Consider the following 15,676-nt stretch of genomic DNA (forward strand, 5'->3'; position numbering starts at 1 on the left):
GCTCAGCGCGAGGCCCGTGCGGCGGAGGTCGTGGGCGACGCCCAGGCCGGCAGTGCTCTGCGCGAGGCCGGTCCGGCGGAGTCGGCGAGCCCCGGTCGGGCGGGCAACGCCCCGAGCGCGAGCCGTGCGGCGGAGACCGCGAACACCGTCCGATCCGGCGACGCTCAGCGCGAGGCCCGTGCGGCGGAGGTCGTGGGCGACGCCCAGGCCGGCAGTGCTCTGCGCGAGGCCGGTCCGGCGGAGTCGGCGAGCCCCGGCCGGGCGGGCAACGCCCCGCACGAGGGACGCCCGGCGGAGGCAGTGAGCGACGCCCAGGCCGGCAACGCCCTGCGCGGGGCCCACCCGGCGATGCCCACGAGCGATGCCCACGCCGACGACACCCAGCCCGAGGAGCCCCGTAAGTGAGCGTCACCGTCCGCGTCCCCGCCAAGGTCAACGTCCAGCTCGCGGTCGGCGCCGCGCGCCCCGACGGTTTCCACGACCTGGCCAACGTCTTTCTCGCGGTCGGCCTGTACGACGAGGTCACCGTGACCCCGGCCGACGGACTCCGCGTCACCTGCGCGGGCCCGGACGCGGCCGAAGTACCGCTGGACCGTACGAACTTGGCGGCGCGGGCGGCCGAGGCGCTCGCCGCGCGGTACGGCCGTAGCGGCGCCGTGCACATCCATATCGCCAAGGACATCCCCGTCGCGGGCGGTATGGCGGGCGGCAGTGCGGACGGCGCGGGCGCGCTGGTGGCGTGCGACGCGCTGTGGGGCACCGGTGCCTCGCGGGCCGAACTGCTCGACATCTGCGCGGAGTTGGGCAGCGATGTGCCGTTCAGCCTGGTGGGCGGGGCGGCGTTGGGCATCGGGCGGGGGGAGAAGCTCACGGCCATGGAGGTCGGCGGCACCTTCCACTGGGTGTTCGCGATGGCCGGGCGGGGGCTGTCGACCCCGGCGGTGTTCCGGGAGTTCGACCGGCTGGGGGAGGGGACCGGCATCCCGGAGCCCGTGGCCTCCCAGCCGCTCCTCGACGCGCTCGCGAAGGGCGACCCGGACGCGCTCGCCGCCGCCGTCTCCAACGACCTTCAGCCCGCCGCCCTTTCGCTCTTCCCGGAACTGGCCGACACCCTCGCCGCGGGCCACACCGCGGGCGCCCTCGCCGCGCTGGTCTCCGGCTCGGGCCCGACGACGGCGTTCCTCGTCCGCGACCCCGAGTCGGCGGCGAAGGTGGCGCAGGCGCTGGCGGCCTCCGGGACATGCCGGACGGTACGTACGGCGGCGGGGCCTGCGGCCGGGGCGACCGTGATCGACCGACCTTCACACGAGGTCCACGAATCACCCGCCTGACCTGCATAAACATACGTGCGGGGTGTTATCCAAACCACAGTGAATTAATGTTCATCAATCGACCCCATGGTCCCTTTCGCGCCCTCTGTCCCAGAGGAACGGCTGGCATGATCAGCCGACCCCGGTCCTAGTTACCGGCGGTACTCCCTGCGCGCGCGGTCTCGCCGCGCCACGCCCGAGAGGAACCTCCCCATGGGCCACATGGACCACTTCAGCGCGGGCTGGGTCACCCCGGTCCTGTCCTACGCGATGGCCTGCGTCGGCGCCGCGCTCGGACTGCGCTGCACCGTAAGGGCACTTGAGGCGGACGGCGCCTCCAAACGGAACTGGCTGACCCTCGCCTCCGTCGCCATCGGCTCCGGCATCTGGACCATGCACTTCGTGGCCATGCTCGGCTTCAGCGTCGAAGGCACCCCCATCCGCTACGACGTCCCGCTCACCGTCCTGAGCCTGCTGATGTCCATCGGCGTGGTCGCCGCCGGCGTCTTCACCGCCGGCTACGGCCGCTCCCGCGTCACCTCGGTCGCCTTCGGTGGCATCGGCACCGGCCTCGGCGTCGCCGCCATGCACTACACCGGCATGGCCGCGCTCGACCTGCACGGCGAGATCGACTACGACCCCCGGCTGGTCATCGCCTCCGTCGTGATCGCCGTCGTCGCCGCGACCGCCGCGCTCACCCTCACCCTGATCGTGCGCGGTCCGGTCCTCGCCACGCTCGCCGCCCTCGTCATGGGGCTCGCGGTGAGCAGCATGCACTACACCGGCATGTACGCCGTGAGCGTCACCCTCGCCCCCAGCGGCGCGACCCTGGCCGGCGCCACCGCCACGGAGTTCATCTTCCCGCTCGCCGTCGTCCTCGGCTCCTTCCTCTTCCTCGCGTCCGCCTACGTCGCCCTCTCCCCGACCGGCAAACGCCACGAGTCCGCCATCGCCGCGGAGTTGCTCCGCGAGGTCGAACTCGCCACGGTCTGAACCGACTTGGGCCACCCTGACTTCAACTTCCCTGACTTCAACTGCCCTTACGGCAACGGCCCCCGCCTCTCCGGGGTGTGGGTGCCGACCGTCGATCGGTAGATCGAACGCGCCGTACGAACCACCCCGCACTTCCCCCGAACGAGGTCCCTCATGCGTGTCCTGCGCGCGCCGGCCCGACTGCGCCCCAGATCGGTCCGCGCGAAGATCGTCGCCCTGCTGATGCTGCCCATCGTGTCCCTGATGGCCCTGTGGGGCTTCGCCGCGGTGACGACCGCGTCGAGCATCGCCGACACCGAGACCGCCAAGGACGTCAACTCCGAACTCCTCACCCCCGTCGCCGAGTTCGTCACCGCGATCCAGGGCGAGCGGACCGCCGCCCTGCGTCACGCGGACGCCCCGGCCGCCTTCAGGGCCGCCGCCGCGGCCACCGACAAGGCCGCCGCCGCCCTGCGCGGCGGCGTCAACGACTCCAGTTCGGACGCGGCACTGATCGACTCCACGCTGCCGGGCCGTATCGACAAGCTGGAGACCGACGCCGACGGACTGGCGGCGCTGCGCGCGGAGGCCACCGCCAAGGGCTCCAAGTCGACGGCCACGTACGGCGGTTACTCGACGATCGTCGAGCACGGCTTCTCCGTCACCGGTGCGCTCACCGACGACAGGACCGCCTCCGACGCCTCCGACGCCCGCGTGGTGCTCGAACTGTCCCGGGCCCGCGAGGCCCTCGCCCAGGAACAGGCGCTGCTCGGCGCCGCCCGCACCGGGGGCGAGCTGACGAAGGAGCAGTACGCGCTGTTCGTCGGCGCCGTCGCCACCCAGCGCGCACTGCTCGCCCCCGCGGTCGCCGACCTCAAGCCCGAGCACCGGACGGCGTACCGCACACTCCTCGGCAGCACCCAGTACACCCGACTCCAGGCGGTCGAGAACCGGGTCCGCAGCGCGGGCCCCGGCACCTCCGCCGCGTCCGCGGGCTTCCTGCGCGGCTGGGACGCCACCGCGAGCGGAGTCCTCACCGGCCTCGACGCGGCGGAGACCGCGGCCGGTACGGGAGCCACGGCCGCCGCCGACCCGTTCGGCTGGGACACCCTCGGCGCCTCCGGGATCGCCGTCGTGCTGGGCCTGGTCGGCGTGCTGCTGTCGCTGCTGGTCTCCGTGCTCGTCGGCCGCGGCCTCATCGTCGAACTCCTCGACCTGCGCAACTCCGCCCTCGAAGTGGCCGGCCGCAGCCTCCCGCGGGCCATGCGCCGACTGCACGCCGGCCAGGGCGTCGACATCGACGCCGAGGCCCCCATGCGCCGCCTCGCCGGTGACGAACTCGCCCAGGTCGGCACCGCGTTGACCGCCGTCCAGCGCGCCGCACTCAAGGCCGCCTCCGAACGCGCCGAACTCCTCAGCGGCATCTCCGGCGTCTACGTCAGCCTCGCCCGCCGCAGCCAGGTCCTCCTGCACCGCCAACTCGACCTGCTCGACGGGATGGTGCGCAGACAGCGCGACCAGGCCGAACTCCACGACCTCTACCGCGTCGACTACCTCGCCACCCGCATGCGCCGGCACTCCGAGAGCCTGCTGATCCTGTCCGGGATCGCGCCCGGCCGGGGCTGGCGGGACCCGATCCCGCTGGCCGACATCCTGCGCGCGGCCGTCGCCGAGATCGAGAACTCGACCCGGGTGCGGATCTGGGCCGTACCGAAGGTGTCGCTGACCGGCGGTTCCGTCGCCGACGTGATCCATCTGCTCGCCGAACTCGTCGAGAACGCGACCGCGTTCTCACCGCCCAGCACCCAGGTGCAGCTGCGCGCGGCCCGGATGCGGGAGGGCGTCCTCATCGAGGTCGAGGACAGCGGCTTCGGCATGAACGAGGACGCGATCGCCGACGCCAACCGCAAGATCCAGTCCGAGAAGGTCGACCTCCTCGACGCCAAGCAGATCGGCCTCTTCGTGGTCAACCGGCTGCGCGAACGGCAGGGCCTGCGCGTGGAGATACGCCACTCGCAGACCGGCGGCGTCACGGCCGCCGTGCTCATCCCCGAGGGCGTGATGCGCGACGACATGCCGGTAGGGGAGCAGCAACACGCCTCCGGAGGCCGGGGGTTGGCGCCCGCGTCGGCCCTGGTCCCGCAGCAGCGGCTGCGCGGGGCGGGTGCCTGAGGCCGGGGCATTCTTCGCACCATCTCCACACAGATGTACCGCGATCGCAGTACAGGTGGGGCGGAGGGGACGGATAGGTTCGTTTGATACTTCAAGTGCACTGCTGGAAGGGTCAGTTCCGTGTCCGAAACCCCCACACCGCCGTCCCCCACACCGCCGTCCCCCACACCGCCGTCCCCCGCACCGCCGTCCCCCGCACCGTCCCACCGCAGGAAGCGGTCCCTCTCGCGTCGCGGCGCGATAGGGGCCGCCGGCGCCGTAGCCGCCGGAGCCGCCTTGACCCCGGCGGTGTTCGCGGCCACCGACTCGGGCTCCACCCCCGACCCCACCCCCTCGGGCACGACGCCGGAGACCTTCCCGGCCACCCGCACCGAGACCGCCACCGGCACCGCCCCGGCCACCACCGCCTTCGCCGCGTCCTACGTCGGCCTGCGCTGGACCGGCGACCAGGACGGCGCGGGCATCCGTTTCGCGGACGGCGCCTGGCAGAGCACCGGCACCGGCTGCGCGACCGTCGACGGCGGCGGTACGGCCCTGGTCGCGGCCGACGCGGCCACCAGCTACGAGGTGAGGGCACCGGCGGGCGCGACCGACGTCCGCACGGTCGCCATCGACTGCACCCGCGGCCCCGACCGCACCTTCCACGTGCCGACCGAGGCGACCCGCGTCCGCGGCGTCCGCTACCTCTCGCGCCCGGCCTGGGGCGCCGACGAGTCGAAGCGGTACAAGGACGGGCAGGTCAACTCACCCGAGAAGTACTACCCACTCCAGTCGATCACGGTCCACCACACCGACACCCCGAACGCCGACCCCGACCCGGCCGCGACCGTCCGCGGGATCTACGAGTACCACGCGGTCACCCTCGACTGGGGCGACATCGGCTACCACTTCCTGATCGACGAGGCGGGCGTCGTCTACGAGGGCCGCTACTCCGGCGACGACCTCGTCCCCGCCTTCAACCCCGACGGCAACCTGGTCACCGCCTTCCACACAGCGGGTTTCAACTCCGGCAACCTCGGCATCGCCCTGCTCGGCACCTTGGTGGCCCAGCCTCCGACGGACGCGGCAAAGGCCTCCCTGATCCGCCTCATCAAGGTCATCGCCCGCTTCAAGGGCCTCGACCCCCAGGCCGAGATCACCTACACGAACCCGGTGAACGGCGTAAAGAAGGACAACGAGACGATCAGCGGCCACAGGGACTGGCTCCAGACGGATTGCCCCGGCCAGACGATGTACGACCTCCTGACAGAGGTCAGGTCAGCAGCGGCCCGCTGACCTGCTGGGCGAGCAGCAGTGCCAGGGGGCCGCCCTGGAGCAGGAAGCGTCCCTCTGCGGCAGCCTGGATCGCATCGTCCATAGGCCACCACATCAGCTTGAAGTCCGCTTCGCTCGGCATGAGTTGCTGCGGTCCCAGGGTGAGACCCTCGGCCAGGAAGAGGTGGATGCGGGCGGTGGAGTTGAGGGTGATGGCGTACGCGCCGAGGGGGCGCCAGGTTTCGGCGATGACGCCGGCTTCCTCGCGCAGCTCGCGTCGCGCGCACTCTTCCGGGCTCTCGTCACCTTCGCGGCGTCCCCCGGGCAGGAACACGTACTCGCCGCCGTGCTCGGGGAATTCGGCGGTCAGAACGGCGACCATGCCGTCCGCGTCCCGGGCCACGATGACGGAGGCGTCGCGCATCGGCCGCCGCTGGGATGGGTCGTTCATGGGCCGGGAGCGTAGCTTCTACAGGGCGAGCGTGGCGGCGAACGGCGCGTTCAGCAGGGTGGGAAGTGCGACATGGGCGAGTGCGACATGTGAGGCGGACCTCAGAAAACGAAGCCCCGCCGGGACTCAACACCGGCGGGGCGTCGCGTTGCCGGGGCGTGGCGACGCGTCAGCCTTCCTGTACAGATGGCACGTGCATCCGCACCGCTGCTGAAGCAGCAGACCGCCACCGTGGGGGAGCGGGATGTCCTTGGTCTGAGTGCACAGGTCGTGCACCTCGCCGTAGCCGCGCCGCTGTCCGACGGTGCACTCCGGGGACAGTTCGACGTCATCGGCCGTCGACGCGCTCACAGCTCGCCCCGGCTCCGCGCGTTGGCCACGGCCACGCCCGCCGACAGCCGCTCGGCATCCGTCGGAGGCCGCAGCGGACCGGACGCGTCCCACTCGCGCCCTCCACCGACCGGCCGGAGCTGCCGGTACGGACCCTCATGCCCCATCATCCGGCCGACCTGACGGGTCGCCTCGTCGAACACGAGATCGCCGACCTCCGGCGTGAACTCGCTCATGCGCACCCCTGGCGCAGAGCGTCAGCGAGCCGGAGCGCGACGTCCGCACGCACCCGCCCCAGCTCGATCAGGTTCAGGTCGGGGGAGGCCGTGTCGGCTCCCAGGGACGGCAGGACGATCCCCGCCGCCGTCAGCGCTCCGCGCAGCACTTCGACCGCCTCGACGGCTTCGGCTGTGCCCGACTTCTGTGCAGTGGTCATGAACTCACCGTCGCGGCGGGGCAGTTGAGTCGGCTAGCGGATATTCATGGATATTCTTGGGTAGGGGTGAAGAATTCACAGGGTTTCTGATGTCGCGGCAGGTCAGGCGTAGCCGACGAGCAAGCGGTGGCGCAAGGCTGATCCGAAACCCTATGAGAGGGGCACGATCATGAGGCGATTGCGCTTCAACGGAACCGGCAGCGGCGAGGGCGGCTGCCCGTCCGTGCACGAAGACGTGGACAGCGGCGAGGTCATCGTTCACGGCCCGCCGCTCACCGACCCCGACGACATCGCTCAGCTCCGGCACCTCGGGGAGGGAGAGGTGCCGATCGTCGTACCTCGTGAACTGATCGTGGACTGGGGGCCCAAAGACGTGACGCGTGACGCGAGGATCATCGATCTGGACGCGTTCGGACAGCTCTTCGAGCGGTTCGAGCACACCGCCTGGCGGCTGGAGACCCGGCGCCGGTACGCGTCGGACGAGGCGACCGACACGTGGACACAGTTCGTCCAGGGCGAGGTAATGACGTGGGACCTGACCACGCCGTGGTCGGTGACGGTCCGTGAGAAGACCGCAGGCGGCGCGCGGGTCGGAAGGGTGCGCATCGTCGACGATCCGGCCACCCAGGGACAGCGCTATCTGCTCGCGTACGCCGAGAAGAACACGGCCCTGGGCGAGGACATCCGCAACCTCTCGCGGGCCGAGGCTGATCGCCTGAGCCTCCCGGCCGAGGATTTCTGGATCTTCGACTCCCGGCTCGTTGCGCTGCTCCGCTTCGACGCCGACGACAACTTCACCGACGTGGAGCTGATCACCGAACCGGCCGAGGTGGTCAGGTACGCCATGGTCCGGGACGCGGCCATGCACCACGCTGTCCCGTACGAGGAGTTCGTGGCCGGTATGAGCACCAGGGAGCAGTGATCAGGACCGGTGAGCACCGACTTCCAGCAGGCCCGCGCGGCGCTCGGTGAGCGTCTCCGCGAGCTGCGCGAATCCGCCCCCGGCGGTCGGCTCACCGGCACAGTTCTGGCGCAGCGGCTGGGCTGGCCCCAGTCGAAGATCAGCAAGCTGGAGAACGGCAAGCAGACGGCCACGGCCGACGAGCTGAGGGCCTGGGCCGAGGCCACCGGCCGGCCGGAGGCGGACGGGGAACTCCTGGCCCGCCTCCGGGGACTTGAGTCACACATCCGCTCATGGCGGCGCCAGCTCGCCGCCGGCCACAAGGCCGTCCAGGACGCGCACAACGAGGCTCAGGCGCGGGCGGCGGTGCTGCACGCATGGGAGTCGTCGTGGATTGTCGGCGTGCTCCAGACGCCCGATTATGCGCGCGCGATTCTCAGCCGATTCACCGAACTGCACGGCTCCGTCCGGGACATCGAGGAAGCCGTACGCTCCCGCATGAAGCGCCAGGAGGGCCTCTACAGCGGCGGCCGGAGGTATCACATCCTCCTCTGGGAGCCCGTGCTGAGCGTGTTTATCTGTCCGCCCTCGGTGCTGGCCGCGCAACTCGACCGGCTCTCCGGCGTGATCGGCCTGGACACGGTGGAGCTCGGGATCGTACCCATCGGCGCGTCTCTGAAGATCCCGCCCGGCGGTGGCTTCTGGGTCTACGACGAACAGCGGGTCGTCGTCGAGAACTGGCACGCGGAACTCTGGCTCGACGACGGGGACAGCGTCGCCACGCACCTCAAGGTCTGGCGCACCCTGCGCGAGTCCGCCGTCTTCGGCACCGACGCCCAGAACCTGATCAGCCACGCGCGCCGGGCGCTCACCGTCGCCTGACAGGCACCCGCCCGTCTGATCACCTACGCCCGTGCGGCTCCGCCACACGGGCGCGACCAGCCGCAACGGAGCCGCAGACACCCGCCGGCCCCCCTGACCTGCACGGATCCCCAGCCCCCCGCCGCGCATTACCCTGGGAGGCTGACCGTCCCCCCTGTCAGGAGAGAAATGGCCGTCAACCTGGTCAATGTCGAGAACGTCAGCAAGGTGTACGGCACCCGTGCCCTGCTCGACGGTGTCTCGCTCGGTGTCTCCGAAGGGGACCGGATCGGGGTCGTGGGCCGCAACGGAGACGGCAAGACCACGCTCATCCGGATGCTCGCCAAGCTGGAGGAGTCCGACACCGGCCGCGTCACCCACTCCGGAGGACTCCGCCTCGGCGTCCTCACCCAGCACGACTCCCTCGACCCGGAGGCGACCGTCCGCCACGAGGTCATCCGGGACATGGCCGACCACGAGTGGGCGGGCAACGCCAAGATCCGCGACGTACTGACGGGGTTGTTCGGCGGGTTGGACATGCCCGGCTTCCCGCAGGGCCTCGACACCGTCATCGGCCCGCTCTCCGGCGGCGAGCGCCGCCGTATCGCGCTCGCCAAGCTGCTCATCGAGGACCAGGACCTGGTCGTCCTCGACGAGCCGACGAACCACCTCGACGTCGAGGGCATCGCCTGGCTCGCCCAGCACCTGCGCGAGCGCCGTTCCGCGCTCGTCTGCGTGACGCACGACCGGTGGTTCCTGGACCAGGTCTGCACCCGGATGTGGGACGTGCAGAAGGGCGACGTCTACGAGTACGAGGGCGGCTACACCGACTACGTCTTCGCCCGCGCCGAGCGCGAGCGCATCGCCGCCACCGAGGAGACCAAGCGGCAGAACCTGGTCCGCAAGGAGCTGGCCTGGCTGCGCCGGGGCGCCCCCGCCCGTACGTCGAAGCCGCGCTTCCGCGTCGAGGCCGCCAACGAACTGATCGCGGACGTGCCGCCGCCGCGCGACACCAGCGAGCTGATGAAGTTCGCCTCCTCGCGCCTGGGCCGGACCGTGTTCGACCTGGAGGACGTGACCGTCCAGGCCGGCCCGAAGGTGCTCCTGAAGCACATCACCTGGCACCTCGGCCCCGGCGACCGCATCGGCCTGGTCGGCGTCAACGGCGCCGGGAAGACCTCCCTGCTGCGGGCCCTCGCCGAGGCCGCCCGCAGCGACGGCGACACCCAGCCCGCGGCCGGCAAGGTCGTCGTGGGGAAGACGGTGAAGCTCGCCTACCTCTCCCAGGAGGTGGCCGAACTCAAGCCCACGCTGCGGGTGTTGGAGGCCGTGCAGCAGGTGCGCGAGCGCGTCGACCTCGGCAAGGGGCGGGAGATGACCGCCGGGCAGCTGTGCGAGACGTTCGGTTTCAACAAGGAGAAGCAGTGGACGCCGGTCGGGGACCTGTCCGGCGGTGAGCGGCGCCGGCTCCAGCTGCTCCGCCTCCTCATGGACGAGCCGAACGTCCTCTTCCTCGACGAGCCCACCAACGACCTCGACATCGAGACCCTGACCCAGCTGGAGGACGTCCTCGACGGCTGGCCCGGGTCGATGATCGTGATCTCCCACGACCGGTTCTTCGTCGAGCGCACCACCGACAAGGTGTACGCCCTCCTCGGCGACGCCACGCTGCGGATGCTGCCGCGCGGAATCGACGAGTACCTGGAGCGGCGCCACCGTATGGAGGAAGTGGCCGCCGCGGCCGTCCCGCTGGTGGAGAAGGCCGCGCCCGCCGTGAGCGCCGCCGACCAGCGGGCCGCGAAGAAGGAACTCCAGAAGATCGAGCGGCAGTTGGACAAGGTCTCCGAGAAGGAGGCCAAGCTGCACGCCCAGATCGCCGACAACGCCACGGACTTCGCGAAAGTGGCCGAACTGGACGCCCGGCTGCGGGACTTGGGCGGCGAGCGGGACGAGCTGGAGATGCGGTGGCTGGAACTCGCCGAGGACGCGTGAAGGGTGCGTGAAGGCGCATAACGGGGCCATCACGGGCCGGTCCTCCCTTGGGAACAGGGGAGAACCGGCCCGTTGTTCGTGGACAGCCGAGTGATAGAAAGGGCCGTCTGAGACCTGTTTGAACGCGCCTCCGGGTCCTTCGCGGAACCTCGGGGCGTGGCTAGAAGTCAGTGAACGAGGGGGAACCGCTGATGACGCAGCCGCCCGACCAGCCGCCGTCCGGCGGTTACGGAGCGCCGCCGAACCAACCGCCACAGCCACCGCCGGGCGGCTTCGGCGCCCCGGTTCCGCCGGCGCCGGGCTACGGCTACCCGCAACAGCAACAGCAACAGCCGGGCCCGTACGGCCAACAGCCCGGCCCCTACGGGCAGCCGCACCAGCCCGGCCCCTACGGGCAGCCCCAGCAACCCGGCCCCTACGGGCAGCCCCAGCAGCCGGGCTCCTACGGTCAGCAGCCCCCCTACGGCGGCTACGGATACCCGCCGCCCCAGCCGCAGTTCAGCCCGCCCCCGCCCCCGCCCCCGCCTCCCGGTGGCGGCCCCTTCAAGGGGAAGCCCGCGCTGGTGATCGCGGCGGCCGTGGCCGGACTGCTCGTCGTGGGCGGCACGGTGTGGGCGGTCACGAGCGGCGGCGGCGACAAGAAGCCGGTGGCGGAGCGGAGCGGCAGCCCGAAGCCCACCGGCGGCAGCGACGACCCCGCCAACCCCGGTGACGGCAGCGGTGACGGCGGCAAGGACCCCGAGAACCTCAACGCGGGCCGCAAGTCCGGCGAGGCGAAGGTGCTCTGGTACAAGGAGGCGCCGGACGCGCCCGGTTCCGGCGCCGACGCCCCCGGCATGTGGATCACCGGCAAGACGGCGGTGAAGGCCGCGTACAAGGAACTCGTCGCCTACAACGTGGGCAACGGCAACCCGACCTGGCCCACGATCACCTTCCCGCAGAAGATCTGCGCGGTCACCCCGCAGAAGTCGGCCGACGACAAGATCGTCGTGGCGTACGAGAGCGGTGTCAGCGACAACGCCAAGTGCAACCACCTCCAGCAGATCGACCTGAACACCGGGGCGAAGGGCTGGGCCGGGACGGTCGCGGACGGTGCCCTGTTCGACAGCGCGATCACCGTCGGCCTGTCCCTCACCGGCAGGACGCTGATGGTGGGCCGCTCGGAGTCCGGGGTCGCCTACGACCTCGACACCGGCAAGCAGCTCTACGAGAAGAAGAAGTACGGCTCGGCCTGCTTCCCGGGCTCGTTCGCGGGCGGCGCCAGGCTGATCTCGGTCGCGTCCTGCGGGGCGGGCACCTCGACCGAGCACGACGAGGTGCAGGAACTGGACCCGGCGACCGGGAAGGCCAAGTGGACCAAGGCGATCCCCAAGGGCTGGACGGTCGCCCGCACGTACTCCGTGGACCCGGTCGTCCTCTACATGACCGACGCGGACAACAAGCACTGGAACATCTCGACGCTGAAGAACGACGGTTCGGTGCGGTCGCAGGTCGACTCCAAGGCCGCCTTCGCGCCCTCGTGCGGTCTGACGATCCTCGACCGGGACCTCCAGGGCTGCCAGGGCGTCGCGGTCGACGCGACCTCCCTGTACCTGCCGACGCGGGCGACGACCGGCGCCAACCAGATCGTCGCGATCAGCCTCGCCACCGGCAAGGAGGAGTGGCGGGTCAAGTCCCCCGCGGACGAGTCGATGGTGCCGATCAGGGCCGGGGGCGGCAAGCTCCTCGCCTACGTCGAGCCGTCGTACGACGCGGGCGGCCGGATCGTCGCCGTCCCGACGACCGGCTCCTCGCACCCGACGACGAAGCTGCTCCAGATGCCGGCGGCCACCGCGCAGATCGAGTCGAGCTTCTACTCGCGGGACATCGACTACGTCGGCGGACGCTTCTACATCTCGTCGACCCGGCTGAACGGCAATGACGACACGAAGGAGAAGTTGATGCTCGCCTACGGCAAGTAACCCTTTCCTGCGCTTCCGTCGACCCGTCCCCGAGGTACTCGTCATGACCCAGCCGCCCCCGCCCCCACCGAACCAGCCCCCGCAGCAGGGCGGCTTCGGCCCGCCCCAGGACCAGCCCCCGCAGCAGCCCCCGCCCCCACCGGGCTACGGCTACCCGCAGGCACCGCCCCCGCCCCAGCAGCCGGGTTACGGCTACCCCGGCCAGCAGCCCAACCCGTACGCCCAGCCCCCGCAGCCGCCGTACGGGCAACCGCCCAACCCCTATGGCCAGCAGCCCGGTTACGGCTACCCGGGGCCGGGGTACCCAGGGCAGCCGACCATGCCGCTGCACCCGCAGCCGGGCCAACCGGCGGGCGGCGGGCGGAAGTTCGGGGCGCCCGCGGTGATCATCACCGCCGCGGTGGTGGCGATCGCGCTGATCGTCGGCGGCGGGATCTGGTACGCGTCCTCGTCCGGCAAGGGCGGCAAGAACGACGACAAGAAGAACAGCGCTGATGCGACCGGCGGCACCAAGAACAAGGGCGGCACCACCTCCGGCGGCAAGGAGAAGGTGCCCGCCGACACCGCCTCCAAGGTCCTCTTCCAGGTCCCGATGCCCAAGGTCGGCGACACCATGGTGACGTCCGGCTCCTGGCTCACCGACAAGGTGTACGCCAAGAGCGGGGCCGCCGAGGTCGACGGCTACGACCGTGCCACCGGCGCCAAGAAGTGGACGATCAAGCTCCCCGGCCCGGTGTGCCAGGCCACGAAGCACACCACCACCGACGGCAGGACGGCGATCATCTACGAGCCCGCCATGCCGACCAAGGACAAGCCCTCCCACGGCTGCAGCCAGATCGCCGCGATCGACCTGAACGCGGGCACCAAGCTGTGGACGAAGACGGCCGACTCCGGTGACCAGCCGATCAGTTTCGAGAACGTCACCGTCAGCGCGAACACGGTCGCCGTCGGCAGCACCGACGGCGGCGCCGCCTTCGACATCTCCACCGGCAAGGTCCTGTGGAGCCCGAAGGTCACCGACTGCTACGACGCCGGCTACGGCGGCGGCGCCAAACTGGTCGCGGTGCGCAGGTGCGGGACGTACGACTCGCCCACCCTCCACATCCAGACCATCGACCCGGTCTCCGGGAAGGTGATCTCCGACTACAAGATGGCCCAGGGCATCGAGTACGCGAGCATCGTGTCGACCGACCCGCTGGTCGTCGCGGCCGACGTCGGCAACAGCGCGGGCGACGGCAGCGGCATCTCGGACTTCTTCTCCATCGACAACGGGACGGGTGCGCTGCGCGCGCACATCCCGGCGCCGGGCAAGCAGTACGCGGGCCGCTGCGACGGCATCACCCGCGTCGAGTACTGCACCGAACTGGCCGTGGGGAACGACCGGTTGTACGTGCCGACCGAGCAGCACGACGGCTCCGGCGACTCCTACAGCAAGACCAACGAGATCGTCGCCTTCGACCTCGCCACCGGCAAGCAGACCGGCCAGCGCGCCGACGCGGGCGACGGCTATACCATCACCCCGCTGCGTATGGACGGCAGCAACCTCCTGGCCTACAAGTCCCCGCCCTACGACAAGGGCGGCCAGATCGTCAGCGTCGACGGCACCTCCTTCAAGGAGACGAAGCTGCTGGAGAACCCGAGCACGGAGACGGTACGGGCCACGGAGACCAGCTTCCTGCCGGACTACGCGGAGATCCTCTACGCGCAGGGGCACCTCTACATGTCGGCGGTCTACGCGGACAAGGCCTCGTCGTCGTCCACCGAGGACAAGGACCTGGCGATCGCGTTCGGCACAGCAGGCTGACCCCCCACCACTACCCTCACTACTCCCGCTACCCCCACCACCCCCATCACTCCCGAATGGCAGGAATGCGAAAAAGTCCATCGATCCGGGGCACTTCTCTCCAGTAGGGGCAGCGCAACGTCGAACAAGCGTGTAGCTTCCGGGGGCATGAAGAGCGGGGGTGCTGGGGGCCCTCTGTTCTCGGTGACCGGTGGGCAGCCATAGTGGGCATCCATTGGGGGGACTGGGGGGTTGCTCGATGGGAGTGCGGCTGATGGTGGTCGACGACCACCGATTGCTCGCCGAGGCACTGGCCTCGGCACTGAAGCTGCGGGGACACCGGGTGCTCGCGGCGGCGGCGCCCGCGGCGGGCGCGGCGGAACTGGTGATCACCCGCGCACCCGAGGTGTGCCTGATCGGTACGGCGACACCGGCCGAGCCGGGCATCTTCGACCCGGTGGTGAAGATCAAACGCGAGCGTCCGCAGGTCGCGGTCCTGGTACTGGGCCCTGTCCCCAGCCCCCGCGGCATCGCGGCGGCCTTCGCGGCAGGCGCCTCGGGTTACGTACGGCACGACGAGCGCATCGAGGGCGTGGAGCGCGCGATCATGAAGGCGAGGGCGGGCGAAGCGGCCGTAGCACCGCAGTTGTTGCAGGGCGCCTTCAGCGAACTCCTGAACCCGGCGGCCCAACCCGACGACGAGGGCCAACGCCTGTTGCAGATGCTGACGCCGAGGGAGGTGGAAGTCCTGGTCAGGGTGGCTGACGGCGAGGACACCCGCCTGATCGCGGCGGGCATGGGCATCGCCCCGTCCACGGCCCGCACCCACGTCCAGCGCGTCCTGATGAAACTGGGGGTGGGTTCGAGGCTGGAGGCGGCGGCGCTGGCGGCGAGGACGGGCCTGCTGGACAGGGCGGGCCCACTGAACAGCACCGCCGGGACCGACTTCTGAGGGGCGCGGGGAAACGGGTCAGCCGTGATGGTCGACACGGTCGGCGGTCAGTGTTCGGGACCGTATGCCGTGGAGGAGGGCGGCTAGGGCTGTGGGGGTGGTGGTGAGGTGCGTCGCGGGGGCGTCACTTTCGCGGAGGTGGAAGGCGGTGGGGGTGGTGGCGAGTTCGAGGCAGGCGTTGCCGTCGCCGCCGCCGGAGAAGGACGACTTCTGCCAGGTGCTGGCGAGTTCGATGCAGTTGTTTCCGTCGCCGCCGCCGGAGAATGACGACTTCTGCCAGTTGGCCGGGGGTGTCATGGTG

14 protein-coding genes and 1 pseudogene are annotated in these 15,676 nt (G+C 70.8%); 11 read left to right on the plus strand and 4 right to left on the minus strand.

Annotation, left to right across the window (positions count from 1 at the left end; all coding sequences use genetic code 11):
- The 5 genes and pseudogenes from ACIQBL_RS00735 to ACIQBL_RS00755 all read left to right on the plus strand — a co-directional run.
- Positions 1–405 (plus strand): annotated as a pseudogene (locus tag ACIQBL_RS00735) (hypothetical protein); the annotation flags it as partial.
- On the plus strand, positions 402–1,331 hold the full coding sequence (locus ACIQBL_RS00740) for a 4-(cytidine 5'-diphospho)-2-C-methyl-D-erythritol kinase (protein WP_401935348.1): 930 nt from the start codon (positions 402–404) through the stop codon (positions 1,329–1,331). The pseudogene ACIQBL_RS00735 and the gene ACIQBL_RS00740, both read left to right, overlap by 4 nt.
- 192 nt (positions 1,332–1,523) lie before the next feature.
- Positions 1,524–2,303: an MHYT domain-containing protein gene (locus ACIQBL_RS00745; protein ID WP_401935350.1), complete on the plus strand. Its 780-nt coding sequence runs from the start codon at positions 1,524–1,526 to the stop codon at positions 2,301–2,303.
- A gap of 153 nt (positions 2,304–2,456) precedes the next feature.
- Positions 2,457–4,454 carry a nitrate- and nitrite sensing domain-containing protein gene (locus ACIQBL_RS00750; RefSeq protein ID WP_401935352.1) on the plus strand — a complete coding sequence of 666 codons (1,998 nt, stop codon included), beginning with the start codon at positions 2,457–2,459 and terminating at the stop codon, positions 4,452–4,454.
- A gap of 240 nt (positions 4,455–4,694) precedes the next feature.
- Entirely contained in the window at positions 4,695–5,729 is a 1,035-nt protein-coding gene (locus ACIQBL_RS00755) for an N-acetylmuramoyl-L-alanine amidase (RefSeq protein WP_401936953.1), read from the plus strand.
- Here the strand turns inward: ACIQBL_RS00755 and ACIQBL_RS00760 are convergent.
- The 3 genes from ACIQBL_RS00760 to ACIQBL_RS00770 form a co-directional block, all read right to left on the minus strand.
- Complete coding sequence (locus ACIQBL_RS00760) at positions 5,707–6,159, minus strand: NUDIX hydrolase (RefSeq protein WP_401935354.1); 453 nt, start codon at positions 6,157–6,159, stop codon at positions 5,707–5,709. The genes ACIQBL_RS00755 and ACIQBL_RS00760 overlap by 23 nt on opposite strands.
- A 347-nt stretch (positions 6,160–6,506) precedes the next feature.
- Positions 6,507–6,725 (minus strand): hypothetical protein, encoded by a 219-nt coding sequence (locus ACIQBL_RS00765; protein WP_401935356.1) that lies wholly within the window; start codon positions 6,723–6,725, stop codon positions 6,507–6,509.
- On the minus strand, positions 6,722–6,925 hold the full coding sequence (locus tag ACIQBL_RS00770) for a hypothetical protein (protein WP_401935357.1): 204 nt from the start codon (positions 6,923–6,925) through the stop codon (positions 6,722–6,724). The genes ACIQBL_RS00765 and ACIQBL_RS00770 overlap by 4 nt, the downstream gene beginning before the upstream one ends.
- 166 nt (positions 6,926–7,091) lie before the next feature.
- On the opposite strand from ACIQBL_RS00770, the gene ACIQBL_RS00775 reads away from it, so the two are divergent.
- From ACIQBL_RS00775 to ACIQBL_RS00800, 6 genes are all read left to right on the plus strand, one after another.
- Positions 7,092–7,847, plus strand: a complete 756-nt coding sequence (locus tag ACIQBL_RS00775; protein ID WP_401936954.1) for a DUF6879 family protein — start codon at positions 7,092–7,094, stop codon at positions 7,845–7,847.
- Between the two features lie 9 nt (positions 7,848–7,856).
- Positions 7,857–8,708, plus strand: a complete 852-nt coding sequence (locus tag ACIQBL_RS00780; protein WP_401935359.1) for a helix-turn-helix domain-containing protein — start codon at positions 7,857–7,859, stop codon at positions 8,706–8,708.
- Between the two features lie 168 nt (positions 8,709–8,876).
- On the plus strand, positions 8,877–10,679 hold the full coding sequence (locus tag ACIQBL_RS00785) for an ABC-F family ATP-binding cassette domain-containing protein (RefSeq protein ID WP_401935361.1): 1,803 nt from the start codon (positions 8,877–8,879) through the stop codon (positions 10,677–10,679).
- A gap of 191 nt (positions 10,680–10,870) precedes the next feature.
- Positions 10,871–12,640, plus strand: coding sequence for a PQQ-binding-like beta-propeller repeat protein (locus ACIQBL_RS00790; RefSeq protein ID WP_401935363.1), 1,770 nt, complete (start codon positions 10,871–10,873; stop codon positions 12,638–12,640).
- Between the two features lie 43 nt (positions 12,641–12,683).
- Entirely contained in the window at positions 12,684–14,444 is a 1,761-nt protein-coding gene (locus ACIQBL_RS00795) for a PQQ-binding-like beta-propeller repeat protein (protein ID WP_401935365.1), read from the plus strand.
- A gap of 238 nt (positions 14,445–14,682) precedes the next feature.
- A complete protein-coding gene (locus tag ACIQBL_RS00800; RefSeq protein WP_401935367.1) occupies positions 14,683–15,375 on the plus strand; it encodes a LuxR C-terminal-related transcriptional regulator in 693 nt (230 codons plus the stop codon).
- 18 nt (positions 15,376–15,393) lie between these two features.
- On the opposite strand, the gene ACIQBL_RS00805 is transcribed toward ACIQBL_RS00800, so the two are convergent.
- Positions 15,394–15,672 (minus strand): DUF397 domain-containing protein, encoded by a 279-nt coding sequence (locus tag ACIQBL_RS00805; RefSeq protein ID WP_401935369.1) that lies wholly within the window; start codon positions 15,670–15,672, stop codon positions 15,394–15,396.
- Positions 15,673–15,676 lie beyond the last annotated feature (4 nt).

The organism is Streptomyces sp. NPDC088350 (assembly GCF_044753545.1).
GTDB lineage: Bacteria > Actinomycetota > Actinomycetes > Streptomycetales > Streptomycetaceae > Streptomyces.